The sequence below is a fragment of the Bradyrhizobium sp. Gha genome, from assembly GCF_900113735.1.
In the GTDB taxonomy this organism is placed as follows: domain Bacteria; phylum Pseudomonadota; class Alphaproteobacteria; order Rhizobiales; family Xanthobacteraceae; genus Bradyrhizobium.
In genome coordinates, this window is the sequence record NZ_FOQM01000028.1 from 82014 (window position 1) to 108456 (window position 26443).

19 protein-coding genes, 1 tRNA gene and 2 pseudogenes are annotated in these 26443 nt (G+C 64.3%); 11 read left to right on the forward strand and 11 right to left on the reverse strand.

Annotation, left to right across the window (positions count from 1 at the left end):
• The first annotated feature begins 87 nt into the window (after positions 1–87).
• Complete coding sequence (locus tag BM222_RS28010) at positions 88–1842, forward strand: outer membrane beta-barrel protein (protein WP_092235296.1); 1755 nt, start codon at positions 88–90, stop codon at positions 1840–1842.
• Between the two features lie 186 nt (positions 1843–2028).
• On the opposite strand, the gene BM222_RS28015 is transcribed toward BM222_RS28010, so the two are convergent.
• Entirely contained in the window at positions 2029–3480 is a 1452-nt protein-coding gene (locus BM222_RS28015) for a glutamate synthase subunit beta (protein WP_092235299.1), read from the reverse strand.
• Between the two features lie 150 nt (positions 3481–3630).
• Positions 3631–8364 (reverse strand): glutamate synthase large subunit, encoded by a 4734-nt coding sequence (gltB, locus tag BM222_RS28020; RefSeq protein ID WP_092235302.1) that lies wholly within the window; start codon positions 8362–8364, stop codon positions 3631–3633.
• A gap of 492 nt (positions 8365–8856) precedes the next feature.
• Here gltB and BM222_RS28025 point away from each other — a divergent pair, with 492 nt between their 5' ends.
• Positions 8857–9582, forward strand: a complete 726-nt coding sequence (locus tag BM222_RS28025; protein ID WP_092235305.1) for a hypothetical protein — start codon at positions 8857–8859, stop codon at positions 9580–9582.
• Between the two features lie 121 nt (positions 9583–9703).
• On the opposite strand, the gene BM222_RS28030 is transcribed toward BM222_RS28025, so the two are convergent.
• The gene (locus BM222_RS28030; protein ID WP_177243510.1) at positions 9704–10174 is read right to left on the reverse strand and encodes an Hsp20 family protein; all 471 of its coding nucleotides are present in this window, start codon (positions 10172–10174) and stop codon (positions 9704–9706) included.
• A gap of 232 nt (positions 10175–10406) precedes the next feature.
• On the opposite strand from BM222_RS28030, the gene BM222_RS28035 reads away from it, so the two are divergent.
• Positions 10407–11354, forward strand: coding sequence for an alpha/beta fold hydrolase (locus BM222_RS28035; protein ID WP_092235311.1), 948 nt, complete (start codon positions 10407–10409; stop codon positions 11352–11354).
• A gap of 42 nt (positions 11355–11396) precedes the next feature.
• Here BM222_RS28035 and BM222_RS28040 read toward each other — a convergent pair whose 3' ends face one another.
• Positions 11397–14201, reverse strand: a complete 2805-nt coding sequence (locus tag BM222_RS28040; protein ID WP_092235314.1) for a c-type cytochrome — start codon at positions 14199–14201, stop codon at positions 11397–11399.
• Positions 14202–14361: 160 nt separating this feature from the next.
• Entirely contained in the window at positions 14362–16158 is a 1797-nt protein-coding gene (locus BM222_RS28045) for an adenylate/guanylate cyclase domain-containing protein (RefSeq protein ID WP_092235317.1), read from the reverse strand.
• Positions 16159–16377: 219 nt separating this feature from the next.
• Between BM222_RS28045 and BM222_RS28050 the strand changes: the two genes are divergently transcribed.
• Positions 16378–17010, forward strand: coding sequence for a LysE family translocator (locus tag BM222_RS28050; RefSeq protein ID WP_092235320.1), 633 nt, complete (start codon positions 16378–16380; stop codon positions 17008–17010).
• A gap of 5 nt (positions 17011–17015) precedes the next feature.
• On the opposite strand, the gene BM222_RS28055 is transcribed toward BM222_RS28050, so the two are convergent.
• A complete protein-coding gene (locus BM222_RS28055; protein WP_092235361.1) occupies positions 17016–17768 on the reverse strand; it encodes a sulfite exporter TauE/SafE family protein in 753 nt (250 codons plus the stop codon).
• 90 nt (positions 17769–17858) lie between these two features.
• Between BM222_RS28055 and BM222_RS28060 the strand changes: the two genes are divergently transcribed.
• The gene (locus tag BM222_RS28060; protein WP_092235325.1) at positions 17859–18749 is read left to right on the forward strand and encodes a LysR substrate-binding domain-containing protein; all 891 of its coding nucleotides are present in this window, start codon (positions 17859–17861) and stop codon (positions 18747–18749) included.
• Positions 18750–18855: 106 nt separating this feature from the next.
• Here the strand turns inward: BM222_RS28060 and hisN are convergent, their stop codons facing one another.
• Positions 18856–19638 (reverse strand): histidinol-phosphatase, encoded by a 783-nt coding sequence (gene hisN / locus BM222_RS28065; protein WP_092235328.1) that lies wholly within the window; start codon positions 19636–19638, stop codon positions 18856–18858.
• 534 nt (positions 19639–20172) lie between these two features.
• Positions 20173–21063 carry an N-formylglutamate amidohydrolase gene (locus BM222_RS28070; protein WP_092235365.1) on the reverse strand — a complete coding sequence of 297 codons (891 nt, stop codon included), beginning with the start codon at positions 21061–21063 and terminating at the stop codon, positions 20173–20175.
• Positions 21064–21395: 332 nt separating this feature from the next.
• Here BM222_RS28070 and cpdR point away from each other — a divergent pair, with 332 nt between their 5' ends.
• The 5 genes from cpdR to BM222_RS28095 all read left to right on the forward strand — a co-directional run bounded on the left by cpdR (position 21396) and on the right by BM222_RS28095 (position 23308).
• The gene (gene cpdR / locus BM222_RS28075) at positions 21396–21755 is read left to right on the forward strand and encodes a cell cycle two-component system response regulator CpdR (protein WP_007597092.1); all 360 of its coding nucleotides are present in this window, start codon (positions 21396–21398) and stop codon (positions 21753–21755) included.
• A gap of 77 nt (positions 21756–21832) precedes the next feature.
• A tRNA-Val gene (locus tag BM222_RS28080) sits at positions 21833–21907 on the forward strand.
• A gap of 213 nt (positions 21908–22120) precedes the next feature.
• A complete protein-coding gene (locus BM222_RS28085) occupies positions 22121–22336 on the forward strand; it encodes a hypervirulence associated TUDOR domain-containing protein (RefSeq protein ID WP_092235332.1) in 216 nt (71 codons plus the stop codon).
• Between the two features lie 16 nt (positions 22337–22352).
• Positions 22353–22904: a DUF488 domain-containing protein gene (locus tag BM222_RS28090; protein ID WP_092235335.1), complete on the forward strand. Its 552-nt coding sequence runs from the start codon at positions 22353–22355 to the stop codon at positions 22902–22904.
• Positions 22905–23062: 158 nt separating this feature from the next.
• A complete protein-coding gene (locus BM222_RS28095) occupies positions 23063–23308 on the forward strand; it encodes a hypothetical protein (protein WP_092235366.1) in 246 nt (81 codons plus the stop codon).
• An 8-nt stretch (positions 23309–23316) separates the two neighbouring features.
• On the opposite strand, the gene BM222_RS28100 is transcribed toward BM222_RS28095, so the two are convergent.
• Positions 23317–23772, reverse strand: coding sequence for an NUDIX hydrolase (locus BM222_RS28100; protein WP_177243511.1), 456 nt, complete (start codon positions 23770–23772; stop codon positions 23317–23319).
• Positions 23773–23780: 8 nt separating this feature from the next.
• A complete protein-coding gene (locus BM222_RS28105) occupies positions 23781–24872 on the reverse strand; it encodes an enolase C-terminal domain-like protein (RefSeq protein ID WP_092235341.1) in 1092 nt (363 codons plus the stop codon).
• A gap of 123 nt (positions 24873–24995) precedes the next feature.
• On the opposite strand from BM222_RS28105, the pseudogene BM222_RS28110 reads away from it, so the two are divergent.
• Positions 24996–26129: pseudogene (locus BM222_RS28110) on the forward strand (adenylate/guanylate cyclase domain-containing protein); the annotation flags it as partial.
• A gap of 57 nt (positions 26130–26186) precedes the next feature.
• On the opposite strand, the pseudogene BM222_RS28115 reads toward BM222_RS28110, so the two are convergent.
• Positions 26187–26443, reverse strand: a pseudogene (locus BM222_RS28115) (IS4 family transposase); the annotation flags it as partial.

Here is a 26443-nt window from a genome sequence, read left to right on the forward strand (position 1 = left end):
AATTGTTTTAACTCCATCAAGGATGGTTCCCGCGTGCCCGCGCGAGGTCATCAGTGAAGTGTCTGATTTTGTTGGAGTTATTCCATCGTGGGGTCGCCTCCAGGCAGGGGCCGGAGCAAGCGCGCGCAACTCCTTCGCGCCGCTTTGCCATGCCTGCTGCTGACCGCGCTGGAAAGCGCGCCCGCGACCGCCCAGAGCGTCACGCCGGACCTGTTCAATCCCACCCGCGGCGGCTTCGTCTCGCCTGACACGCTGCCGACGCGGCGCACGGCGAGCGTCCCGCAGGCACCCTCGGACGCGATTCCGCAGCCGCCGGACCCCAATGACGATCCGCGCAAGCGAAGCGAGACAGCCGCGCCATCGCGAATCGCCCAAGTCCCGGTCTATGGCCTGCCCGCGGCCAACGGCGCGAGCAACTCCGGTTACGACTCGCTCAACCGCAAGCGCCAGCAGCTAAAGCTCTATCCGGGCCAGCCGAAGCCCAGGAAGCCCGCAGGCCCGGGGTCGCCGGTGCCGCCGGCGACGCCGGACGCGAGTCTTGGCTCTCCTCTTGGCCCTCCGCGCATCGCGCCGCCACCGTCGGAGACCGCGCACAAGACGCCGCTGCCGCCGGCGATGGCCGGCACCGTCCCCGGCCAGCCGCAGCGTCGTCGCCTCAAGGTCGACGACGATGCGTTCGGTGCGGTCGGCGACTACGCCGGCAGTTTCCTGATCAAGGGCGGGCTCGAGCTCTCCACCGGCTACGACAGCAATCCCGCGCGCCTGCAAAAGCCCGTTGGTTCGCCCGTCTATGTCGTCGCGCCTGACCTGCTGGTGATGTCGGACTGGGAACGCCACGCGCTGGTGGCGGATTTACGCGGCTCGTTCTCCGGCTACACCAACAACATGCCGGCGACGATCGATGGGCTTCCTTCGCCCTCGCCGGTCGAGATCAACCGCCCTGACTTCACCGGCCATGTCGACGGCCGCTTCGACGTCGATCGCGATCTCAAGCTGACGTCGCAGCTGCGCCTGCGGCTCGCCACCGACAATCCCGGCAGCCCGAACGTGCAGGCCGGTTTGCAGAAATATCCTGTCTACGCCACCTATGGCGGCACTTTCGGCTTCGACCAGACTTTTAATCGCTTCGAGGTCGCCGCCGGCGCCACCGTCGATCGTACCGCGTACACGGATTCAAAGCTCACCGACGGTTCGAGCTTCAGCAACGACGACCGCGACTTCAACCAGTATGGCGGTGTCGGGCGTTTCTCCTACGAGCTCAAGCCGGGTCTGAAACCGTTCGTCGAGATCGAGGGCGACAACCGCATTCACGACCAGGCGGCCGACCGCAACGGCTATTTGCGCGATTCATCCGGCGGCTATGCCAAGGTCGGCTCGTCCTTCGAGTTCTCGCGCATCCTCACGGGCGAAGTCTCGGTCGGCTATTCCGCGCGCAACTATGTCGACCCGCGGCTGAGCCAGCTCTCGGGCTTCCTCACCTCGGGCTCGCTGATCTGGAACGCCAGCGGGCTGACGACGGTGAAGTTCAACACCGACACGCAGATCGCCGAAACCACGATTCCCGGCTCCTCCGGCGTGCTGGTGCACACCTATGCCGCCGAAGTCGACCACGACTTCCGCCGCTGGCTCACCGCGATCGGCAAGTTCACCTACGGCACCTACGACTATCAGGGCCAGAATCGCAACGACAAGACCTACTCGCTCGAAGGCAACCTGATCTACAAGCTCAACCGCAACGTCTGGATAAAGGGCACGCTGCGTCACGACATCCTGGATTCGAACGTCGCTGGCGCGAGTTCGCAGGGCACTGTGGTGATGCTGGGGGTGAGGCTGCAGAATTAGGCGGCTGTGGTGGCGCGCGTCGCGTGATGCGCCGCCGCTACCACGCGCTCCGCAGTCATGCCCCGGCTCGACCGGGGCATCCAGTACGCCGCGGCCCATCCGTATTCGTCTGAGGTCTCTGGAATACTGTATCGCCCGGTCAAGCCGGGCGATGACACCGTTTGCTGATTTGGCCGAGCAAAAAATTCAGCGCGGCAGGTCCGTCTTCCCCATCAGGAACGTGTCGATCGACCGCGCGCACAGCCGGCCTTCACGGATGGCCCAGACCACCAGCGACTGGCCGCGGCGCATGTCGCCGGCGGAGAACACGTTCGGGCGCGAGGTCTGGTAGTCCAGCGTGTTGGCCTTGACGTTGCCGCGCGGGTCGAGGTCGACGGCGAGCTGCTTCAAGAGGCCTTCGTGCACGGGATGCACAAAACCCATTGCGAGCAGGACGAGCTCGGCATCGAGCTCGAACTCGGTGCCTTCGATCGGCTTGAACTTGTCGTCGACGCGCACGCAGTGCAGCTTCCTGACCTTGCCGTTCTCGCCCGAGAACTTCTGCGTCAGCACGGCGAATTCGCGGATCGCGCCTTCGGCCTGGCTCGAGGACGTGCGCATCTTCAGCGGCCAGTTCGGCCAGGTCAGGCCCTTGTTTTCGCGCTCGGGCGGGGCGGGCATGATCTCGAGCTGTGTCACCGACAGCGCGCCCTGGCGCAGCGAGGTGCCGATGCAGTCAGATCCGGTGTCGCCGCCGCCGATGACGACGACATGCTTGCCGCCGGCCAGGATGTCCTTGACGCCGTTCAGCGGCTCGTTGGACACGCGGCGGTTCTGCTGCGGCAGGAAATCCATGGCGTAGTGGATGCCGTCGAACTCGCGGCCGGGGATCGGCAGATCGCGCGGGGCTTCCGCGCCACCGGTCAGCGCGATCGCGTCGTACTGGTTGAGCATCTCGCGCGGATCGACATTGCCATCGACGCCGACATGACTGTTGTAGTGGAAGGTGACGCCTTCGCCTTCCATCTGCTTGACGCGGCGGTCGATGACGCCCTTCTCCATCTTGAAGTCGGGGATGCCGTAGCGCAGCAGTCCGCCGGCCTTGGCGTATTTCTCGTAGACATGGACGTCGTGACCCGCGCGGGCGAGCTGCTGTGCGCACGCCATGCCGGCGGGACCGGAGCCGATCACGGCGACCTTCTTGCCGGTCTTGATGGCTGCGACTTCAGGCGTCAGCCAGCCATTGTCCCAGGCGCGGTCGACGATCGCGCATTCGATGGTCTTGATGGTGACAGGGTTGTCGTCGATGTTGAGCGTGCAGGACGCTTCGCACGGCGCGGGACAAATGCGGCCGGTGAATTCAGGGAAATTGTTGGTCGAGTGCAGATTGCGCGAGGCTTCTTCCCAATTGCCCTGGTAGACGAGGTCGTTCCAGTCGGGGATCTGGTTGTTGACCGGGCAGCCGGGCGTGCCCGGCGCGACCGAGCCGGTGCCGTGGCAATAGGGAATGCCGCAGTTCATGCAGCGTGCGGCCTGGTCGCGCGTTTCCTTCTCGGTCAAGGGAACGACGAACTCGTTGTAATGCTTCACGCGCTCGGCGACCGGCGTGTACTTGCGGTCATGCCGTTCGATTTCGAGAAAACCCGTGATCTTGCCCATTAAACCCGAAGTCCCTGCCGCTTAGTCGTTTTGTTTGTTCCCCGCCGTCATTGCGAGGAGCGAAGCGACGAAGCAATCCAGTCTGTTTCCGTGGAGAGTTTCTGGATTGCTTCGCTACGCCCGCAATGACGGGGTGTGATGCCTTGTGCCTTACGCCCCGATCGCGATTTTCGGCTCGGCGTCCGCATTGGCGGCCATTTCGCGCAGTGCGCGCCGGTACTCGACCGGCATCACCTTGCGGAACTTGGACAGCCATTCCTTCCAATTGGCAAGGATGTCGGCGGCGCGCTTGGAGCCGGTTGCCTTCGCGTGGCGCGAGATCAGCACGTGCAGACGCTCGACGTCGGAGTCGAGCAGATCCTTGAACACGTCGACCCGGCCATGCGCCTCGAGGTCACCGGAGTGATGGTAGGTGTCGGCGTTGATCATCTCCTCCGACAGCACCGGCTCGAGCTCGACCATCGCCATGTTGCACAGCTTGTTGAACTCGCCGGTCTCGTCCAGCACGTAGGCGATGCCGCCCGACATGCCGGCCGCGAAATTGCGCCCGGTCTTGCCGAGTACGACCACGATGCCGCCGGTCATGTATTCGCAGCAATGATCGCCCGCGCCTTCGACCACTGCGACCGCGCCCGAGTTGCGCACGGCAAAGCGTTCGCCGGCGACGCCGCGGAAGTAGCACTCGCCCTGAATGGCGCCGTACATCACGGTGTTGCCGACGATGATGCTTTCTTCCGGCACGATGCCGCTGTCGGCCGGCGGCTTGACGATGATCTTGCCGCCCGAGAGGCCCTTGCCGACATAGTCGTTGGCTTCGCCTTCGAGCTCGAAGGTGACGCCGTTGGCGAGCCAGGCGCCGAAGGCCTGGCCGGCCGTGCCCTTGAGGCTGACATGGATGGTGTCTTGCGGCAGGCCGGCATGGCCGTAGATCTTGGCCACCGCGCCCGACAGCATCGCGCCCGCGGAGCGGTTGGTGCTGTTGATCCTGGCTTCGATCTTCACCGGCGCGCCGCGATCGAGCGAAGGCTGCGCCTTCTCGATCAGCGTGCGGTCGAGCACCGCCTCCAGATGATGGTTCTGGCGCTCGGAGTGATAGATCTTCTGGCCCTTCTCTTCCTTCTGCTTGACGAACAGCTTCGAGAAATCGAGGCCCTTGGCCTTCCAGTGCGCCACCAGCTTGGTCTGGTCGAGCAGTTGAACCTGGCCGACCATCTCGTTGAAGGTGCGGAAGCCGAGCGAGGCCATGATCTCGCGGACTTCCTCCGCGACGAAGAAGAAGTAGTTGATCACGTGCTCGGGTTGGCCGGTGAAGCGCTTGCGCAGGACGGGATCCTGCGTCGCGACGCCGACCGGGCAGGTGTTGAGATGGCACTTGCGCATCATGATGCAGCCGGCCGCAATCAAGGGCGCGGTGGCGAAGCCGAACTCGTCGGCGCCCAGCAACGCACCGATCACGACGTCGCGGCCGGTGCGGAAGCCGCCGTCGACCTGCACCACGATGCGGCTGCGCAGCCGCTCGCGCACCAGCGTCTGGTGGGTTTCGGCAAGCCCGATCTCCCACGGCGAACCTGCGTGCTTGATCGAGGTCAGCGGCGAAGCGCCGGTGCCCCCTTCGAAACCCGCGATCGTGACATGATCGGCGCGCGCCTTGGCGACGCCCGCAGCCACGGTGCCGACGCCGATCTCGGAGACGAGCTTGACCGAGACGTCGCCCGTCGGGTTGACGTTCTTGAGGTCGTAGATCAGCTGCGCGAGATCCTCGATCGAGTAGATGTCGTGGTGCGGCGGCGGCGAGATCAGGCCGACGCCCGGCGTCGAGTGCCGGACCTTGGCGATGGTGGCGTCGACCTTGTGGCCGGGCAGCTGGCCGCCTTCGCCGGGCTTGGCGCCTTGCGCCATCTTGATCTGCATCATGTCGGAGTTGACGAGATACTCCGTGGTGACGCCGAAGCGGCCCGAGGCGACCTGCTTGATCGCCGAACGCATGGAATCACCGTTCGGCATCGGCTTGAAGCGGTCGGCTTCCTCGCCGCCTTCGCCGGTGTTCGACTTGCCGCCGATCCGGTTCATGGCGATCGCGAGCGTCGTATGCGCCTCGCGCGAGATCGAGCCGAAGCTCATCGCGCCAGTGGCGAAACGCTTGACGATGTCCTTGGCCGGCTCGACCTGCTCGAGCGGGATGGGCTTACGCTTCTCTTCATCCGCGTTCTTGATCCGGAACAGGCCGCGCAGCGTCAGGAGACGCTCCGACTGCTCGTTGAGGATCTTGGCGAAGGCTCGGTAGCGCTCCAGCGAGTTGCCGCGCGCGGCGTGCTGCAGCAGGCCGACCGATTCCGCAGTCCAGGCATGGTCCTCGCCGCGGCTGCGATAGGCATATTCGCCGCCGACGTCGAGCGCGCTCTTGTAGACCAGCGCCTCGCCGAACGCGTCGGCATGCCGGCGCACGGCCTCTTCCGCGATCTCGGCCAGGCCCACGCCCTCGACGCGGGTATGCGTGCCGGCGAAGAACTTCGCGACGAAATCAGCCTTGAGGCCGACCGCGTCGAAGATCTGCGCGCCGCAATAGGACTGGTAGGTCGAGATGCCCATCTTGGACATCACCTTCAAGAGGCCCTTGCCGATCGACTTGATGTAGCGCTTGACGATCTCGTAATCGTCGAGCGAGCCGGGGAGGCGGTCCTTCATCGCGATGATGGTTTCGAACGCGAGGTACGGATTGATCGCTTCGGCGCCGTAGCCCGCCAGGCAGGCGAAGTGATGCACTTCGCGAGGCTCGCCGGATTCGACGACGAGACCGACCGAGGTGCGCAGGCCCGTGCGGATCAGGTGGTGGTGCACGGAGGCGCAGGCCAGCAGCGACGGGATCGCAACCCGGTCGGTGCCGACCATGCGGTCGGACAGGATGATGATGTTGACGCCCTCGCGCACCGCGCTTTCCGCACGCGCGCAGAGCTCGTCCAGGACCTGGTCCATGCCGGCCGCACCGAGACCGGCGTGGAAGGTGGTGTCCAGCGTGCGCGACTTGAAGTGGGAGTCAGCCACGTCCGAGATCGACCGAATCTTTTCGAGGTCCACATCGGTCAGGATCGGTTGGCGCGCTTCAAGGCGCTTGGTGGTGGCAAGGCCCTGCAGGTCGAACAGGTTCGGCCGCGGTCCGATGATGGAGACCAGGCTCATCACCAGCTCCTCGCGGATCGGGTCGATCGGCGGGTTGGTGACCTGCGCGAAGTTCTGCTTGAAGTAGGTGAACAGCGGCTTGGCCTTGGCCGACAGCGCCGAGATCGGCGTGTCGTTGCCCATCGACCCGGCAGCCTCTTCACCGGTGGCCGCCATCGGCGTCATCAGGATCGCGATGTCTTCCTGGCTGTAGCCGAACGCCTGCTGGCGATCGAGCAGCGACAGGTTCGAGCGGACGCCCGTGGTCGGAACCTTCGGCAGATCTTCCAGCACGATCTGGGTTCGCTCCAGCCACTCCTTGTAGGGATGGCTCTTGGCGAGATCGGCCTTGATCTCGTCGTCAGGGATCAGGCGGCCCTGTTCGAGGTCGACCAGCAGCATCTTGCCGGGCTGCAAGCGCCACTTGGTGATGATCTGGTCCTCGGGGATCGTCAGCACGCCCATTTCGGACGCCATCACGATGCGATCGTCCTTGGTCACGAGATAACGTGCCGGCCGCAACCCGTTGCGGTCGAGCGTGGCGCCGATCTGGCGGCCATCGGTGAAGGCGATCGCGGCGGGGCCGTCCCACGGCTCCATCAGCGCGGCATGATATTCGTAGAAGGCGCGGCGCTTCTCATCCATCAGGGGATTGCCGGCCCACGCCTCCGGGATCATCATCATCACGGCGTGCGGCAGCGAGTAGCCGCCCTGCACCAGGAATTCGAGCGCGTTGTCGAAGCAGGCGGTGTCCGACTGGCCTTCATAGGAGATCGGCCAGAGCCGGCTGATGTCCTTGCCGTAAAGCTCGGAGCTCACAGAAGCCTGGCGCGCCGCCATCCAGTTGGTGTTGCCGCGCAGCGTGTTGATCTCGCCGTTATGCGCAATCATGCGGTAGGGATGCGCCAGCGACCACGCCGGGAAGGTGTTGGTCGAGAAGCGCTGGTGCACGAGCGCGAGCGCGCTCTCGAAATCCTTCTCGTGCAGATCGGGATAATACTTGCCGAGCTGGTCGGCCAGGAACATGCCCTTGTAGATCACGGTCCGGCAGGACATCGAGCACGGGTAATAGCCGGCAAGGCCGCGGTCGCGGCGCTGATAGATCGCCTGCGAGATCGATTTGCGCAGGATGTAGAGCCGGCGCTCGAACTCATCCTCGGTCTTGGCCGTGCCGTTGCGGCCGATGAACACCTGCATGCAGGCGGGCTCGGTCGGCTTCACGGTGACGCCGAGCGAGGAATTGTCGGTCGGCACATCGCGCCAGCCGAGCAGGGTCAGGCCCTCTTCCTTGATCTGGTCGGCGATGATGCTCTTGATGACGTTGCGCCAGGCGGTGTCGCGCGGCATGAACAGCGCGCCGATGGCATATTCGCCCGGCGCCGGCAGCTCGAACTTGTTCTCCTTGGCCTTGCGGCTGAAGAAGGCGTGCGGGATCTGCACCAGGATGCCGGCGCCGTCACCGGCGCGCGGATCGGCGCCGACGGCCCCGCGATGCTCGAGGTTGCAGAGGATGCTGAGCGCGTCCGAGACGATCGCGTGCGACTTCTGGCCCTTGATGTTGGCGATGAAGCCGACGCCGCAGGAATCCTTCTCCAGGCTCGGATCGTAGAGACCCTCGGCCTTGGGCCGTGAATTGTGTTCCTGAATCGGATCAGTCGTTTTCGAGGCGACCGTCGCCGACAGCTCTTCTGCCACGATGTTTCCGCGCTCGAATTGCGACCCGTTCATTGTTCCAATCCTCTCCGTGCGGCAAGCTGTCTCACCGCCATCTTCGGCGCACCTTGGGCGTTCCGCGGCACCCGCCTCTGGGTCACCGCTCGTCCGCTGGCGAGCCGCATTTTCTTAAATTCAGGCCAAGGCGTTCTTCGTCCCCGAGAACGGCTTTTCCTGTTGCCTTATGGTGCTCGGAAGCACCGACTTTCGTTGCAATCCCTGTGCCGGAACCGCAAGCAAAATTGAGACAGTCTTCCTGTCCTAACCATCACCTTGCCAAATTTTTGTCTATCACACAAGCGCGCGGAAGTCCCGAGTCCTCACATCTCAACCAATCGCTTTCCGAAAGTTGCGCGGCCCCGGTTTTGAAGCAAACGCGCCCTGATCCGGCCCAAGCTGCGCCGAAATCCCCAATGATGCTTCGCCTCAGCCCCTCGGAAGGCGCGCCACGCCGCAAGAAGCGAAAGAGTGCGACCATCCGGGGGGCCTGACAGGAGCGTGTCGACCATGAAGTTTTTCACAGGATGTGTGGCTGCTGCCACGCTGGCGCTGGCTGCAACTGCCGCCCAGGCACAGGTTCCAGCGAGCGGAGTTTCGGGAGGAGCCTATGTTGCCGTGTCCGATTTCGACGGACCTTACGCGCCTGAAGCTCTGCCGCCGCCGCGTTACGGCTATGGGTATCCCGAGCGCGGCCCCGGGCCGGTGCTGCTGCCACCGACCGAGGTTTATGCCGTGCTGCGCGACAATGGCTTTTCCCCGCTCGGCATCCCGCGCCTGCGCGGCGCTGTCTACACCATCGCGGTAATCGACCGCCGCGGCGACGACGGCCGGCTGGTCATCGACGCTCGCGACGGCCGGATCATCCGCTTCATGCCGGCCGCCGACGCCTATGGCATGGCGCCCGCTTATGACGAGCCGCAGGTCACACCTTACCGGCCGCAAAGCGCGCTGCCGGCGTCGACCATGGTCCGCGGCGGCCCGCCGCGCCCGCCGGCCCCGATCCCGCATGTCGCCAGCCGCACCGTCCCGCTCCCGAAGGCGGCTCCGCCGCGCGCCGAGACGCCGGTGGCCGCCGCCAGGCCCGCTGCGCAACTGGCGCAGCGGACCGCAGCCATACAGCCAAAACCCGCCGAGGCCGCGCCGCAAGCCGCGGCTCCAGCCGTCGTCCAGGCCAAGCCGGCCCCGACCATTTTGCCGACACAGGAGATGCCGGCAGTGCAAGGGCTGGACTAGGCTCGAAGCCAACAAAGGCGCCCGAAGACCTCGGGCGCGTTTGCCTTACGACATGCGATTCAAACAAAAAAACGCCCCGGGGCACCGGGGCGCTTTCGCAACTTGGTTGCTATCGTCGGGCTTAGGCGGCGGCTTGCTCGGCCTTGCTCTCGATCACCTGCGCCTTGGCAGCGCCGGTGTTGATCGCGATCTGGCGCGGCTTCTTGGCTTCGGGAATCTCGCGCACGAGGTCGACGTGGAGCAGCCCGTTCTCGAGGGAGGCATCCTTCACCTGCACGAAGTCGGCAAGCTGGAAGGCGCGCTCGAAGGCACGGGCGGCGATGCCGCGATAGAGCACCTCGGCTTTCGAGTTCTCATTGGCGACTTTCTCGCCCTTGATCGTCAGCGTGTTTTCCTTCGCGACGATGGAGAGCTCATCCTTGGCAAAGCCGGAGACCGCAACAGTGATGCGGTAGGCGTTCTCGCCGGTGCGCTCGATGTTGTAGGGGGGATAACCGGGGCTGCCGTCCGAGCTCGTCTGATCGAGCAGGTTGAAGAGACGGTCGAAGCCGACGGTGGAACGATAGAACGGGGTGAGATCGTAGGTACGCATGGTCAAGTCCTCCATTGAGCGACTGTTGGCTAACCCGCCCGCCAATCGGGCCGGGCTTTAGTCTGTGTGCAGCCTGATGTTCCGGTTCCGAAACACTGGTAGCGGCCTGCACGAAGATGATATGGGTGGGTCCAGACGGCGTTCAAGAGGGCGGAATCAGCCCCTTTTCGGCGCTCCCACCCCTTGATTTGCAGCACTTGTTCACAGCACTTGGCGCCAAGCCCTTCCGATCATGACGCTGGTCTCGATTCCGTCCAACCCCGTTCCCGAACACGTCGTCAGCGGCACCATCAAGACGCCCGATGGCGTCGAGCTACGGTTCGCCCGCTGGGCGCCGCCGGCGAACCGCAAGGGCACGGTCTGCGTTTTCACCGGGCGCAGCGAGCAGATCGAGAAATATTTCGAGACCGTGCGCGACCTGCGCGACCGCGGTTTTGCCGTGGCGATGGTCGACTGGCGCGGGCAGGGCCATTCGGCGCGCCGCCTGCGCGATCCGCGCAAGGGCTATGTGCGTAATTTCGCCGACTATGAGATCGACGTCGAAGCCTTCGTGCAGCAAGTGGTGCTGCCGGATTGTCCGCCGCCATATTTCGCGTTGGCCCATTCCATGGGCGGCGCGGTGCTGTTGCGCCTGGCCCATGCCGGCAAGCGCTGGTTCGACCGCATGGTGCTGTCGGCGCCGATGATCGATCTGCCCGGCCGCTCCACCTCGTTTCCGGTGCGGGCCATGTTGAAGGCGATGCGGATGATGGGGCGCGGCGGCGCCTACGTCCCCGGCGGCAGCGAGCAACTCACCGGACTGTCACCCTTCATCAACAATCCCCTGACCAGCGATCCCGTGCGCTATGCACGCAACGCCGCGATTCTGGAGGAGGACCCGACGCTGGGGCTCGCGTCACCGACGGTCGCCTGGGCCGATACCGCCTTCCGCGCCATGCATACCTTCAAGGGCGTGAACTACCCCTCCGAAATCCGCCAGCCGATCCTGATGCTGGCGGCGTCCAACGATGCCGTGGTCTCGACCGCGGCGATCGAGGAGTTCGCCTATCATTTGCGCGCCGGTTCGCATCTGGTGATCGCCGGCTCCAAGCACGAGATCCTCCAGGAGCAGGACCGCTACCGCTCCCAGTTCTGGGCGGCGTTCGACGCATTCGTGCCGGGCACGCCGCTGTTCGGGTGAGGGGGCTGAGCCCCATCCTCCGCTCGCCATGACGGTGCGCCCTCACAGCGTCTTCAGATACTCGATCAAATCGTAGCGCTCCTGGTCCTTGAGTTCGCGGCCGACGACGCCGTCCTTGTGCGCCGGCCCGTTGCCCTCGAACGAATGGCCGAGATTGCTGTTGCCGTACATCTCCGTGCCGTCAGAGGCTCGCGTCGAGAAGCGCGACTGTCCGGTCTTGCAGCTCTCGCCGTCGCTGACTGCGAAGCCCACCTGCTTCGGATCGTAGTCGCGGCCGCCGCCCATGCAGAACGATTTGGGGCGCTCGGCGGCGGGGCTCAACATCCAGTAGAGCGAGGGCACCGATCCGTTGTGCAGGTACGGCGCGGTGGCCCAGACGCCGTTGAGCGGGCGCGCGCGATACCAAGGGCCCTTCTCCGGCTTGTCCGGCGGCTGCGGTCCGGGATTGGGGCAGTTCTGGCGCTTGCCCCACCAGTCATCCTGCTCCTCCAGACTGATCTTGGCGTCCTTCATCGCCTTGCGGGTGACGATGTCGACGAGCACCATCAGGCCGAGCGAATAGGGCATGTCCGTCGAAGACACCTCCGGCAGGTTGCATTGCCACCACGTGTTGAGATTCTGCGTGGGATCGAGCTTGAGAAAGCCCGGCACCTGAACCGTACGCGTCGCCAGCACGCTGGCCTGTGCAGGATCGGTTCCCATGCCTCTGACGCCTTTCTGAACCTCGTTGAGCAATGTGTCGTTCCCGATGGTCTCCCATCGCGAGGCCCAGACGCTCTTCTCCGGAAATTCGGCGTCGAACACGGGATCGTTGACCGGACCGAGATGGCATTCGACGCAGATTTGCGCGTAGAGCTGGCGGCCGCGTTTGACGCGCTCCTCATCGATCTTCCAGGCAGCATCGCCGATGATGTCGGAGGGCCATTTCGGTGAGGTCAATCCGGAGAACTGTTTTTTCGGATGAGGCGCCGATCCCTTCAGCAGGTCCTCGATCCAGTTCAGATTCTTGATGTCCATCGAGGAGCGGAACAGCGTGTCCTTGGGTGTCGAGTCGGACAGATTAAGCAGCGCGGTCACGCCCAGCGCCTCGCCGGCATTGCGGATCAGCGGTTGTTCGATCGAGGCGTCATATTGCGCGAATTTGAGCCACGGCACGGTCCAGATCGGCGGGAAGCTGACCGGCGCGTCCTTGGCATGCAGATTCTTCTCGAAGCCGCTGATGCCGCTGAGCGTCATGTCCTGGGCAAAGACCTGATTGCCGATGCGGTTGAGCGCGTCGAGGCGGCCGTATCCTTCCTCGGTGTCCTGCTGCTGCTCCTCCCGTTGCGTCTTCTCGTTGAGCCTCGTCTTGCCTGCGATGGTCTTGTCGTAGGTGGTTTCCCAGTCTTTCAGGAATGTGCCGATCGCACTCAGCTTCTGCTTCAACGCATCGCGGTCCGCGTCGCTGGCGGAGGGGCCGAGCACGCGGTCGGCGAAGCGGGTGAAGCGACCGGGCACGAGCAGCGTGTAGGCGATCGACAGGCCGGTCGTGATCTCGAGCTTCCTGAGGTCCGTCATCGCCGGGCCGCCATCGAAGCGGATGTCGATGCCCTTGTAGTGGATCTGGCCGGTGTGGCAGGCGGCGCAAGTCAGGCCGATCCGGTCTTCGCCGACCTTGCCGGTCGCGGGATCGGCCACGCCCGTCATGCGTGCAAAGCCGACGGGCAGGCCGTCGACGTTTTCAACCTGGGCGCCCCAGTTGACCGGCGGATCCCACAACCGCGCCGGCACCGGCTTGGTCTTGTCGTAGACATTGGCATAGCCGAAGTGGCGCAACGTTGCGTCGTCGGTGTTGATCGTCTGCGGGCTCGGGATGAAGCCGAAGCGCTGCAGATGGTCGCTGTCATGCAACATCCCGGGCTTTGCGAAGAAGTGAAGCCGCGGCTGCTCCAGCGCCATGAACCAGCCATAGGGCACCGGGAAGGTCGCAGTGCCCTGGCTGGCGTGATGAAACCAGTGCCGGTCCTCCAGCGCCCAGTTCTGCTCGAGCCAGTACGCGGCGCGGGGTTCGACAAGCTTCGGCAATGGCGGGGCGACGAATTGGCCGACGACGTGGGGCAGCAGCGGCTGGAATTGATCGGGAAAGCGCAACGTCACGATGCCAAAAACAAGAAGCGCTGCGACCAGTCCAGCGCCCGCGCGCAAGATCAGCGAGGGCGGGGTGACCGGCTGGCTGAGGACCCGCCGGGTGATCCTGTCGGGGAATTTGCGCTCATTGAACAATGTCCTCACCTCGGCCACGCTGAGATAGCGATCGTCTCCCTGACCCTTGCCCATGATCTTGAGCAGGATCGGCCATTCGAACTTCATCAGCATCGGGTAGTACCAGCGCGCCTGGTTGCCGGCGCGCTTGAGATTGTCCTTCATGAACATCTCGATCTGCGAGGCGTTGAGCCCGACCTCGGTGCCGCCATCGGGATCTACACAGCTGGCGCCGAAACCGGCGAGCCGCGCGATCTCGTCTTCGTTGACGCGCCCGTCGACGCCGAGGATGCGTGAGCCGGCGCCGAGCTTGTCGAGCGGGCCGCCGCGCAAGCGGTTGAGCTGCGCTCCCCAGAAGATACTCTGCAGGATGTGACAGGCGCCGTTGGCGATCAGCGCAACGCCACGGACCTGGATGCGCGCCAGCGTCTTTTTCGCTCCAGTCTCGCCGCTCGCATTTGCGATGGTCTGCGACAGCGTCCGAAGTGGCACCGTTCCGCCGTCGACGAAGCCTTCGCCCACGAGGCCGCGCAGGAACGGGCAGGGATTGTTCGGCGAGACCTGGGTCGAGGGATCGACGGGCGGCTTCGAGACGGAATCGTTCATGCCCCAAAATCCTGAAAACAGCGAATCGTGAAATATGGACGCGCCGATACAGCGCGGAAAGTTCTAACAAACCGACAGCGGGCCATACTACTTCAGCGTGTGGACACCGTTGTGTCAATAAAGCCGTTGGTGAGATTGCGGCGCACGCGCCAGCTCATCCTCAGGATTCGGCTGCGCGCCTGAGCTCGCTCTGGACCAGCGTGAGCTTGCTGGCGGGCACGCCCGCCTTCAGCAGACCCTCGCGGTAATGCGCGATGTCCTCTGGCCGCTTCCAGTGAAAATTCCGCAAATGGCGGTCGACATTGAGGGTCGGGTAATTGCTCATCAGCACGCTGGCCGCTTCTGCCGCCTCGTCGGTCCGGCCCAATTGCGCCAGCGCCGCGGCGCGGATCGCGAGGGCCTGCATGTGGTTCGGGTTGATGTAGAGCTGCTCGCGGGCCCAGGACAAGGTCGCGTCGTATTGGCGGACGAGATAGTGGCTGAAGGCGGTCAGCGCCGCCCATTGATAACGCGGATCGCTGTTGTCGCGCTGGGCGGCCATCGAAAACAGTTCGATCGCCTGGCGGTGCTGGCCGATGACGAAATGGCAGATGCCGAGCACGCCGCGCGCGCCCATGTCGTAGGGGTTGAGGGCCACGGCGCGCTTGGCGGCATCCATCGCCGCCTCGTCATGGCCTTCCATCGCGTGCGCCCAGGACAGGATCGAGAACGCAAAGGACGAGCGCGGGTCGAGCCGGACGCTGGTTTCGGCAAGCCGCATCGCTTCGGTCCACATCTCGCGCGTGCCCTTGACCCAGCCGAACTGGATGCTCTGGATCTGGATCGTGGCGAGATAGGCGTGTGCAATCGACAGCTTGGGATCGAGCGCGATCGCCTCCCGGAACAGCTCAACGGCTGCGCCCAGATCTTCCTTGGTCTGCCGGTAATAATGCGACAGGCCCTTCAAGAAGCGGTCCCAGGCAGTGACGTCGTTGGTCGGGCGCGCGGGCGCGGAGGCCTCGGCCCGGACGATCTCGGTGGCGATGGCCGCGGACAGATTGGTCGTGATCTCGTCCTGCATGGCGAAGAAGTCGCCGATGTCGCGGTCGTAGCGGCCGGTCCAGAGCTGCTCGCCGGTTTCGGGGGCGATCAGCTCGGCTGTGACGCGGATCTTGGCGCCGGCGCGCCGCACCGAGCCCTGGATCAGATAGGTGGCGTCGATCTCGCGCGCGATCACGCGGGTGCTCGCGTTCTTGCCCTTGAAGGCAAAGGTCGAGTTGCGGCTCAGCACGCGGTAGAACGATTGCAGCGACAGCGCGTGGATCAGATCCTCGGTCAGGCCGTCGGAGAAATATTCGTCCTGGGCGTCGCTGAGGTTGGCGAAGGGCAGCACGCCGACGATCGCGGTGCGGTAGGGTTGCGAGAACGCCGATCCTTCCTTCAACTCGGGCGCAAGTGCTGGCGCGCCGTCGGGCGTCCAGGTCCAGACCCCGATCGGATCCTTGATGTTCTTGAAGCGGTGGTTGCCGCCATCGACCAGCGCCACGGTCAGATGCTTGCTGGCCTCGCGGTAAGCCTTGGCCGAGATGGCGAAACCCCCGGGGCTCGCCACCGCTTCCAGGCGGACGGCGATGTTGACATCGTCACCGAACACCTCGTCCTCGTCGGCGATGACGTCGCCCATGTGGATGCCGAGCCGGAACTGCATGGCGCGGTCGGCGGGCAGATGATGATTGCGCTCCGCCATCAGCACCTGCATCGCGATTGCCGCCTCCGTGGCGCCGACGATGGAGGGAAACTCCAGCAGGAAGCCGTCGCCGGTGTTTTTGACGACACGGCCGCCATGATTGAGGATAATGGGGTGGATCGCGCTGCGGTGGGCCTTGAAGACGGCATGGGTGCCGGCCTCGTCAGTGCCCATCATCCGGGAATAGCCGGCGACATCGGCGCAGACGATGGCAGCCAGACGTCTTTCCATATCCTCGGAGCTCCAAGGGAGCGGGGCGCCACCGGCACGGCGGCCTCCGCGAATCCCGCATTTCAAGACCAGGCATCTTTATAGAGCAGATGAAGCCGAGCGAAAGTATGAACCGCATTGCAATTTCAAGACAAATCCTAGGCGTTTCCGACGGTGGACGACGGGGTGCGAACCGACTAAGGGCAAGTTCTTGAGACGGACAGTCGCGGGGTACGTCACATGCTGGGCATTCACGAGATCTGGCTCTTCGTCCTGTCGGGCGTGCTGCTCAACATCACGCCGGGGCCGGATACGGTCTATGTGATCGGCCGCAGCATGCAGATGGGCTGGCGCGGCGGGGCGGCGGCCGCCTTCGGCATCAGCTGTGGCTGCTTTTTCCATGTCGCGGGCGCCGCAATCGGTCTTTCGGCGCTTTTGATGGCCTCTTCCACCGCGTTCTCGATCCTGAAGCTGGTCGGCGCCGCCTATCTGGTCCTGACCGGGCTGCAGATGCTGTGGTCGCGGCCGGCGCTGATCGCGGTGAAAGACGAGGCCGAGCGGAGCTCGATGCGGCTTGTGTTCCTCCAGGGCGTCTTCACCAACGCGCTCAATCCCAAGGTCGCGCTGTTCTTCCTGGCCTTCCTGCCACAATTCGTCGCAGCCGATGCGCCGCACAAGCCGCTGGCCTTCCTGACGCTCGGCCTGATCTTCATCTGTACGGGGACGCTGTGGTGCCTTGTTCTGGCGGCGTTCGCGGCCAAGGCCGCCAACCGGCTGCGGCAGTCCGAAGGCGTGATCGCCTGGATCAACCGGGCGCTCGGCGGCCTCTTCATCTATCTCGGCATCCGCGTCGCCATGCTGGAGGCGCGGTAGCGCGCTCAGGCGAACTGCTTCAGCAGCGCGCTGCCGGCGAGATAAACGCCGAGCAAGATCATGGCGACCAGGAACCAGCGGCGAAACGCCTCCGCCGGCATCCGTGCCCGCACCGACTGGCCGATAGACATCCCGGCAAAGGCCATCGCCATGGCGACGGCGCCCGGCACGGCATTGGCCGGGGTCAACAATCCGCCGGCGGTGAGGTTGAAGGCGAGCGCCAGCGTTGCGGTGGTGAAGAACACGCCGAGCGCCTGCACCAGCTCGTCCTTCTCCATCCCGATCGCCTGCATGAACGGCATCGAGGGTATCACCTGCACGCCGGTCGAGGCCGAGATCACGCCGGTGATGACGCCGACCACGCCGCCGACCCATTTCTCGTTCCGCGGCGCGACGTGGAACTTGAATTTGCTGAGGCCGATGATGGCGTAGATCACCAGCAGCACGCCGAGCACCACGGTGCCGTAGCGGGCATAGGGACCCGTCAGCGCCCCGGCATTGAGCCAGCATCCAAGCACGGTGCCGATCATCAGTGGCCATAGCCGCCTCAGGATGTCGCGCAGATGCGGGCCGACGAACGTCTGCCAGATGTTGGTGACGATGGCGGGCACGATCACGATCGCGATCGCGCGGCTCGGCGCCATGTTCACCGCGAGCAGGCCCATGGACACGGTCGGCAGGCCAAGCCCGACGACGCCCTTGACGAATCCGGCGACAAGGAAGACGGCGGCAATGAGAATGAGAAGCGGGTCGATCATGCCTGCACATTGACCGAAGCCACGCCCGGGCACAATCTGGAGGATACGGAGAATGCCTTCGTAAACAACGAAGGCTAAGGGGGACCTGCCATGCGTTTCGATCTCGTCGATCTCCAGCTCTTCATCGCGGTCGCCGATCAGCGCAGCATCACCCGCGGTGCGGAGCGGTCGCATCTGGCGCTGGCGTCGGCCAGCGCGCGGATCAAGGGGCTCGAGGATGCGCTCGGCGTCGCCCTGCTCAAGCGCTTGCGGCGGGGCGTGGAATTGACCGCCGCCGGCGAGAGCCTGCTCGATCATGCCCGGCTCGTGATTCACCAGGTCGACGCCATGCGCGGCGATCTCGCAGGCTTCGCCAGCGGCGTCCGCGCCAGCGTGCACTTCCTCGCCAATACCTCGGGCCTGTCGGAGCATCTGCCGAAGGCACTCGCCGGCTTCCTGCGTGAGCATCGCGACGTCGCCATCGACATCGAGGAGCGTGAGAGCACCGACATCGCGGCGGCGATCACCGCGGGGGCCGCCGATCTCGGCTTCGCCGCCGAGCACGCGCTGCCCGATCATATCGAACGCTTCGTCTTCAGCGAGGACCGCCTGACCCTGGTGACGTCCAAACGCGGTCCATTCGCCGGCCGCCGCCAGATCGATTTCCAGGAGGCGAACGATTGCGAGTTCGTCGGCCTGACCAGCGCGACCGCCCTCCAGATGCACATTTCAAAACACGCCGCCCGGCTCGGCATGCGCCCGCATTACCGCGCGCGGCTGCGGGATTTCGATGCGATCTGCCAGCTGGTCTCGGCCGATGTCGGCGTCGCGCTGGTCCCGGAATCCGCCGCCCGCCGCTGCGCCAAGCTGATGCCGCTCGCGATGGTGCGCTTGCGTGACACCTGGGCCAACCGGAGGCTCGTCATCTGCGCCCGGAGTTTCAAGGCGCTGCCGAGGCCGGCCAAGATGCTGGTGGAGCATTTGAGGACGGCGGCGGTGTGAGATGTGCGAGGCACGCCGCTCTGGCCGCCGCGATTGTCGACCAGCACCTTCTGCCCGAGAGCTCCTGCGCGAGAAGAATCATGCAAGCTTCCCGCTCTCGCATTTGCTATTTGTTCAGAAGCTTGAGTGCTTCCTCGTGAACTCTGGCGTCGCCGGCCGCGATGATGCGACCGCCGCCCTGGGCGGGCTTGCCCTCCCACGTGGTGACGACGCCGCCGGCGCCGGTGACGATCGGGATCAGGGCCGCGATGTCGTAAGGCTTCAGCTCGGTCTCGACCACGAGATCGACATGGCCGGCGGCGAGCATGCAATAGGAATAGCAATCGCCGCCGTAGCGCGACAGCCGCGCGCCCCGCTCGATCCGGCCGAAGATGGCGCGGTCGCGCTCGTTCATCAGCAAGGGAGAGGTGGTGTAGGTCGTCGCCTCGGAGAGCGCGGCGCAGCGGCGGACCTGGAGCCGGCGTTCGCCGGACGGTCCCTTGTAATTGGCCGAGCCGTTGTCGCCGGAGAAGCGCTCGCCGATGAAGGGCTGGTGCATCATGCCGTAGACAGGCATGCCCTTGTGCAGAAGCGCGATCAGCGTGCCCCAGATCGGAAAGCCGCCGATGAAAGACTTGGTGCCGTCGATGGGGTCGAGCACCCAGACATAGTCGGCGTCCTCGCGCTCGTTGCCGAATTCCTCGCCAACGATGCCGTGCTGGGGGAAGCTCGCCTTGATCAGGCGCCGCATCACCGCCTCAGCCGCGCGGTCGGCCTCCGTCACAGGGTCGAAATCCTTGGTCTTGCTCTTGTCGTCGATCGAGAGCGAGGTGCGGAAGAACGGCAGGATGGTTTCGCCGGAGGCGGTGGCGAGCCGTCCGATGAAGGCAGAGAAGTCGATCACCGTCACGGCGCATCCTCAAAACGAAAGTCGGGTGAAGCTCTCATCTGCCTAGCCCAATTCGTCTCTCGCGTGCAGCGCTGTCTTGGTTTGCACCCCGGTATTTTGGGTGCGGATACGGCAGCCCAAATGAAGCGCTTCGCGAGCCATCCGCTGAGCAAATATCGATCACAGTGTTGAGAGCTTAGTTCCGTCCATGCCTCGTTGGTGTGCAAATGACTATCAACTCATTGAATTTGCTTATCAAAGAAACTGAATCTGGATTTCGCTGGGAGCAATTGAGCCATGTGTTTTTGCATGGATAATGGCTCAAAAACCCTTGCACTTTGTGCGACGCGGCCGCATATTGTTGCGGTGCGGTAGCGCTTTGGCGTTACCGCTGCCCTCCTTGGGCGTTTCCTCCCTAGACTTGGGCCGCTTCTTCATTAGAAGCGGCCCTTTTTTCTTGCGGTCTCGTTTTCAGTTTAGCGCGCATTCGGGTGCGAAACGAAAACGCATTCGCGCTTGTCGCAGGGAGCGCGCTCGTGCGAGAAGGAGGCGCGTCTATTCGGCCGCGGCCTGGAATGGGCCGAGGTCGCCGAACGGGATCGTGGTAGCCAGCACATCGGCGAGCACGCCGAAGTCGCTTGCCACCTGCGCAAAGCGCGGACCGCGTTCGCGGCGACGCTCATCCATATAGATGGCGCGGTTGAGCTCGAGCTGCACCGCATGCAGACCGCTCGCCGGATTGCCGTAATGCTCGGTGATGAAGCCGCCCGCATAGGGCTTGTTGCGGCCGATCGAATAGCCGAGCCCGGTCATGGTCTCCTCGACCCTGTCGGGCAGCAAGGGTGCACAGCTCGTGCCGTAGCGGTCGCCGATCACGATGTCGGGCCGGCGCGGCTCGTCCCTGCTGACCCCGACCGATGGCATCGAATGGCAGTCGACCAGCACCACGGTGCCGAACATCTGGTGCACCTTGTTGATCAGCCGGCGCAGCGCGCGATGATAGGGCTTGTACAGCGTCTCGATCCGCGCCAGCGCGTCGTCGACCAGGATGCGGTCGCGATAGATCTCCTGGCCGTCGCCGACCACGCGCGGAATGGTGCCTAATCCGCCCGCGACCCGCATCGAACGGGTATTGGCAAAGCTCGGCAGGCGCCCGGTGAACATCCGGGGATCGAGCTCATAGGGCTCTCTGTTGACGTCGACATAGGAGCGGGGAAAGTTGACCCGCACGGTCGGAAAACCGCGCGCGCTGAGATGGCCGATCAGCTCGTCCATGAAGGAATCCTCCGACCGCCGCAATTGCGGCAGGTCGATCCGCGAAGCGTTGAGGAATTCGTCCGGGTAGGTCGAGCCGGAATGGGGCGAGTTGAAGATAACAGGCGCGCGCCACACGGCGGGCTCCACGATGTCGAAGGCTGGCGACATGTCGCCGTCAAATCGTGTCATCTTCTCAGGCTTCGTCCCTTCACGCCGCACCATCCGGCATGGATCCGGATCGAATGATTCGGCCGGTCGAGCGGCTCTTATGTGTCGTCATTGTCCGGAATCGCAACCATTCTGCCAAGCGAAAAAGCGTGGGTCCGCTCTGGAACATGTCTTAACCGTGTGGGCAGGGAGGCGGGGACACGCCCTTGCGGCTCGATTGATTCGCACCCCATTCCGGTTCACAACACCCCTCGCAGCGCCAGCCGGCACAGGGTTAAGATTTTCACCCCAAATTTACCCTCTGTCGGGCTTAGTGACCTCTGCATATCCTCTGGGGATTCGACGTTCCTGCCATGCCAAAAATCCTGCTCGCCGAAGACGACAACGACATGCGCCGTTTCCTGGTCAAGGCGCTGGAAAACGCCGGTTTTCAGGTCTCGTCCCATGACAACGGCATGGCGGCCTATCAGCGCTTGCGGGAAGAGCCGTTCGAGATGCTGCTCACCGACATCGTGATGCCGGAGATGGACGGCATCGAGCTTGCCCGCCGGGCCTCGGAACTGGATCCTGATATCAAGATCATGTTCATCACCGGCTTCGCCGCGGTCGCCCTGAACTCGGATTCAGACGCCCCAAAGAACGCCAAGGTGCTGTCCAAGCCCGTTCACCTGCGCGAATTGGTGAGCGAAGTGAACAAGATGCTGGCGGCCTAAATCGGCCGCGTTCCGTCCTTGCGCGCGCTCCCCTGAGTCGTTATAGGGACCCCCGACCCGACGTAAGTGGACTATTAGGGCACGTAGCTCAGCGGGAGAGCACTACCTTGACATGGTAGGGGTCACAGGTTCGATCCCTGTCGTGCCCACCATCCTTCGCTCGCGATAGCCGAGTGAAGGATGCCGCGCCGAAGCCAACGGCCGAAGGCGGGCTGCAGCCGCGAGCTTCGGCTCGGCAAGCAACGAACTCAACTCACGCGAAGCGTGTCCGGCGAAGCTCGCAGAGCGTAGACGGACTGGTGCGTCATACTGCACTCCTTCCTGGCTCCCCTTGGAACACGCCCCAGCCATCGGCATTGTTCCCCATGCCCAAACCCTTCCACCGCGGCGATCGCGTCAGCTGGAATTCCGAGGCCGGCCGCGTCCGCGGCCATATTCTGCGCGTCCACACCAGCGACGTCGACTACAAGGGATACGTCCACCACGCGACAGCGGACGATCCGCAATACGAAATCAAGAGCGACAAGACCGATCACGTCGCCCTGCACAAAGGCAAGGCGTTGCGGCGGCTCAAGAGCTGAGCCGACGAGGCCTGCCATGGCTCACCCCTTCTTCACGATCGGCCACGCCACACGTTCGATCGAGGACTTCGTCGCGCTCTTGCGCGGCTGCTCCGTCACGTTCGTCGCCGATGTCCGCACCGTGCCGCGCTCGCGCACCAATCCGCAATATAATCGCGAGACGCTGCCGCAAACGCTGGCGACGGTTGCGATCGGCTACGAGCACATTGCCTCGCTCGGCGGCCTGCGCAGCCGCAAGCGCGAGGTGCCGCGCGAGGTCAACGCCTTCTGGCAGAACGACAGCTTTCACAATTACGCCGACCACGCCATGGGTGCGGCCTTTCACGAAGGCCTGGCACATTTGCGCGAGCTCGCGCAGACGCGCCGCTGCGCCATCATGTGTGCGGAGACATTGTGGTGGCGCTGTCACCGGCGGATCATCGCCGACTACCTGCTCGCGGCGGGTGAGACCGTGTTTCACATTCTCGGTCCCGGACACGTCGACGAGGCAACGATGAATTCAGCCGCGCATATCCTGCCTGACGGCCGGCTCGATTATCCCGCGCAGGAGCAGTCGCGCGCTCCCTGATGAGATGCCGCCTCCATTGCCTGCTTCCGCTCCTCGTTCGAAAATGAAATGATCGAAATAGACGTGTGGGGCGTGAGCTCGTCCGTCTTGGTTACCGTCTATGGTACAGCCTTGGACGATGCTTCGAATGTGATGCATTTCGCTGGAAGGGAATGCGGATGACGCGGCCGATCTGTCTTGTCCTGGCGCTGCTGGTGCTGATGGCAACGCGCGCTGATGCGGCAATCCTCGATTGGCAGGCCGAGCTGCAGCGCTGCCGTGCGCTGCGCGAGACCGTGGCGCCGCTGCTTCAGGCCGGCGAGGGCATATCCGCCATCGGCCGCTCCAACAGATCCGTCCGCCGCTGCATCTGGATCCAGCGCATGGCGGTTCGCAGGAAAATCCCCGGCGCGGAGGTGTGGTAGCGGGACTGTCAGACGCGCTTGAGCAGCAACTCCTTCAGCCCGGTCGGATAGAGGCTCAGGCCATCAGGCAGGTCGAGATCGGCCAGATCGAACCAGCGCGCGACGATCTCCTCCCCGTTATCCTCCCGGAAGTCGACGCGGTCCTGGCCGCTGAAGGCGCGTTGCGGAAACGCGACCTCGGCAATGAACATCACCTCGTGACCGATCGCGCCCTCGTGGACAAAGATATTCTCCATCATCCGCGGCTCGCCCATGATAGTGACGTCGATGCCGAGTTCCTCGTTGAATTCGCGCATCAGCGCATCGCGCCAGCTCTCGCCAAACTCGATTTCGCCACCGAGCGGGCGCACGCCCTTGATCCGGCCTGCGTCATCGCGCACCTCGGCTGCGAGCAGCCGCCCGTCCCGCCAATGCAGGCCGATTGCGACGACGCGGATATGGGGATGCGGGCGCCATGTGGTCATGGGGCTGCTCACGTCACCAGATATGTCTTCACCGCCGCCTCGTCCCATTCAATCCCGTTGCCCGGCGCTTCGCCCGGCAGCGCAAAGCCGTCCTTGATCGACAGCCGCGTCGAAAGCACCGCGTCGGCCCAATCGACATATTCGAGCCAATGGGCAGTCGGCGTCACGCACAGCAGATGTGCGCTGACCTCCGAGAACAGGTGTGTCGACATCTCGATGCCGGCGGCATGCGCGAGTGCGGCGGCGCGGAGCCAGCCGGTGACGCCGCCGATGCGCTGCACGTCGGGCATCACGTAATCGCATGCCTCGGCCGACAGGGCCGATTGCATCGAAAACGCGCCGTCGAAATTCTCGCCGATCTGGACAGGCGTGCGCAGCGCATCCGCAATGCGGGCGCAGCCCGCATAATCGTCGTGACGGATCGGCTCCTCGATCCAGCTCAACCCCTCGTCGTCGAGCATCTCGCCGCGGCGGATCGCTTCGCTGATCGTCAGCGCCTGATTGTAGTCGCACATCAGCGTCACGTCGTCGCCGACGGCCTTGCGTACCGCGCGGACCACGGCGAGATCCTCCCGCGCATCGGGCCGGCCGACGCGGATCTTGGCCGCATGAAAGCCTTCGGCCAGCAGCTTGTGGGCCTCCTCCACCGCGGCGCCGACGGGCATGATGCCGAGCCCCTTCGAATTGTAGGCCTTCACCGGCTTGGGCGCGCCGCCGAGCAGCCGCGCCAGTGGCAGGCCCCTGCTACGTGCCAATGCATCCCACGCCGCCATGTCGATGCCGGACTGCGCCAGCCGTTGCAGCCCGGCAAGCCCGAGCAGCGTGAAGCGCCGGGTCAGCTTGCGCTCGATCTCGAACGGCAGCAGCTCGTCGCCGGCGACGAGCTGGGACATCTCCGCGACCATCGCGGTCAGCGGCTTCAGGGCCGACGGTGTGATCGCAAAGAGATAGGCATGGCCCACCGCGCCCTGGTCGGTCTCGCAATCGATCAGCACCAGCGGCGCCTGTGCGACCGGGCCGGTCGAGGTCTTCAGCGGCAAATTCATCGGCACGATCACGGGGCGCGCGTTGAAGCGCCTGATACGGATGGTCTCGGTCATGGGGTCTCACGGCATGCATGCAGGTTCATGTGCGATCTTAAACATCTGTCATGAAACGAAAAGGCGTCTACCGCGACTCATCATCATTGGGTTGCGCCGGGAGGGTTTGCTGGCTCTGCCGTGCGCATTCTTGCCAATCCTGGTGGCGCGACCAGGGTCGTTCACAATTACGAATCCGTCGCCGGCGCGATCCCGATCCCGGCGACGCTGTCGCTGGAGCTCGGCCGTGTCATCGGCGCGCAGCAGGAGAACATCACCTATCGCTTCGTCTCGGACTTCCCGTTCCAGAACCGCGCCCCGCACCAGCTCGACAAGTTCCAGAAGGATGCGCTCGACGCGCTTCGCAGGGATCCCGAGCAGAAGATCGTCGAGACCGCCACCTCGCTGTTTTCCGACAAGGTCCGCCTCGTCGCGCCCGTCGTCATGGGGCCGGCCTGCGTCAGCTGCCACAACAGCCACCCCGAAAGCCCGAAGACGGACTGGAAGGTCGGTGACATCAGAGGCATCCAGGAGGTGATCATCGCCCAGCCGATCGCCGCCAACATCGTCAGCCGCCTCTGCCTTCCGGAGAACGACCTCTTGAGATTCCACATCTCGTTCAAGTTCCTGCTGGCCTATTTCCTGATTGCCGCCGGCTGCGGTCTGTCGTTCCTGTCGCTGCAGCGCCGTCAGGCCCGCCGCATCAAGGGCATGAACAGGGAGCTCGAATCCACCAACGACTTCCTGGCCTCCCTGTCGATCAAGATCTCGCGCTATATCCCACCGCAGGTCTACAAGAGCATTTTCTCCGGGCAGAAGGACGTCACCATCCACACCGAGCGCAAGAAGCTCACGATCTTCTTCTCCGACATCCAGAACTTTACAGTGACCACCGAGCGGCTGCAGCCGGAATTGCTGACCCAGCTGCTCAACGAATATTTCACCGAGATGTCTGCGATCGCCCATGAACATGGCGGCACGGTCGACAAGTTCATCGGCGATGCCATGCTGATCTTCTTCGGCGACCCCGAGACCAAGGGCGACCGCGCCGATGCGCAGGCCTGTCTGCGGATGGCCTGGCGCATGCAGCAACGCCTCACCGAGCTCAATGCGAAGTGGCGCGCCTCCGGCATCGAGCAGCCGTTCCGCTCGCGCATGGGCATCAATTCGGGCTATTGCAATGTCGGCAATTTCGGCAGCAGCGATCGCATGGACTATACGATCATAGGTGCGGAGGCGAACCTCGCCGCGCGGCTGCAATCGATCGCCGAGCCCGGCAGGGCGAGCTAGAGGCCGTCATGCCCGGGCTCGTCCCACGGCTGTCCGGTTGAGCGCTTAGCATAGACTGAGGCTCATCTGTCTGTGATCTTGAAGGACTGGCTCGGGCGCGTCCAGATTTTGGATCGATCTGCGGTGCATGAGATTGGTGCGGACGAGCCTGGCGAAGACGAGCGGGCTCTGAACGGCTTTTTGGGCGGCCTGGGCCAGGCGCAGCAGCAGAAAGGCGATCAGGGCGACGGAGATCTGGATTCGCACGGCATTCTCGGAGGTGCCCACGAAGCGGGTGATCTTGAGGGTCTGCTTGACCCAGC

Bases quoted from the DNA above. Each gene is read 5' to 3' on its own strand.
- BM222_RS28015 (WP_092235299.1), bottom strand. From the start codon at position 3,480: ATGGGCAAGATCACGGGTTTTCTCGAAATCGAACGGCATGACCGCAAG.
- gltB (WP_092235302.1), bottom strand. From the start codon at position 8,364: ATGAACGGGTCGCAATTCGAGCGCGGAAACATCGTGGCAGAAGAGCTG.
- BM222_RS28025 (WP_092235305.1), top strand. From the start codon at position 8,857: ATGAAGTTTTTCACAGGATGTGTGGCTGCTGCCACGCTGGCGCTGGCT.
- BM222_RS28030 (WP_177243510.1), bottom strand. From the start codon at position 10,174: ATGCGTACCTACGATCTCACCCCGTTCTATCGTTCCACCGTCGGCTTC.
- BM222_RS28035 (WP_092235311.1), top strand. From the start codon at position 10,407: ATGACGCTGGTCTCGATTCCGTCCAACCCCGTTCCCGAACACGTCGTC.
- BM222_RS28040 (WP_092235314.1), bottom strand. From the start codon at position 14,201: ATGAACGATTCCGTCTCGAAGCCGCCCGTCGATCCCTCGACCCAGGTC.
- BM222_RS28045 (WP_092235317.1), bottom strand. From the start codon at position 16,158: ATGGAAAGACGTCTGGCTGCCATCGTCTGCGCCGATGTCGCCGGCTAT.
- BM222_RS28050 (WP_092235320.1), top strand. From the start codon at position 16,378: ATGCTGGGCATTCACGAGATCTGGCTCTTCGTCCTGTCGGGCGTGCTG.
- BM222_RS28055 (WP_092235361.1), bottom strand. From the start codon at position 17,768: ATGATCGACCCGCTTCTCATTCTCATTGCCGCCGTCTTCCTTGTCGCC.
- BM222_RS28060 (WP_092235325.1), top strand. From the start codon at position 17,859: ATGCGTTTCGATCTCGTCGATCTCCAGCTCTTCATCGCGGTCGCCGAT.
- BM222_RS28070 (WP_092235365.1), bottom strand. From the start codon at position 21,063: ATGACACGATTTGACGGCGACATGTCGCCAGCCTTCGACATCGTGGAG.
- cpdR (WP_007597092.1), top strand. From the start codon at position 21,396: ATGCCAAAAATCCTGCTCGCCGAAGACGACAACGACATGCGCCGTTTC.
- BM222_RS28085 (WP_092235332.1), top strand. From the start codon at position 22,121: ATGCCCAAACCCTTCCACCGCGGCGATCGCGTCAGCTGGAATTCCGAG.
- BM222_RS28090 (WP_092235335.1), top strand. From the start codon at position 22,353: ATGGCTCACCCCTTCTTCACGATCGGCCACGCCACACGTTCGATCGAG.
- BM222_RS28095 (WP_092235366.1), top strand. From the start codon at position 23,063: ATGACGCGGCCGATCTGTCTTGTCCTGGCGCTGCTGGTGCTGATGGCA.
- BM222_RS28100 (WP_177243511.1), bottom strand. From the start codon at position 23,772: ATGACCACATGGCGCCCGCATCCCCATATCCGCGTCGTCGCAATCGGC.
- BM222_RS28105 (WP_092235341.1), bottom strand. From the start codon at position 24,872: ATGACCGAGACCATCCGTATCAGGCGCTTCAACGCGCGCCCCGTGATC.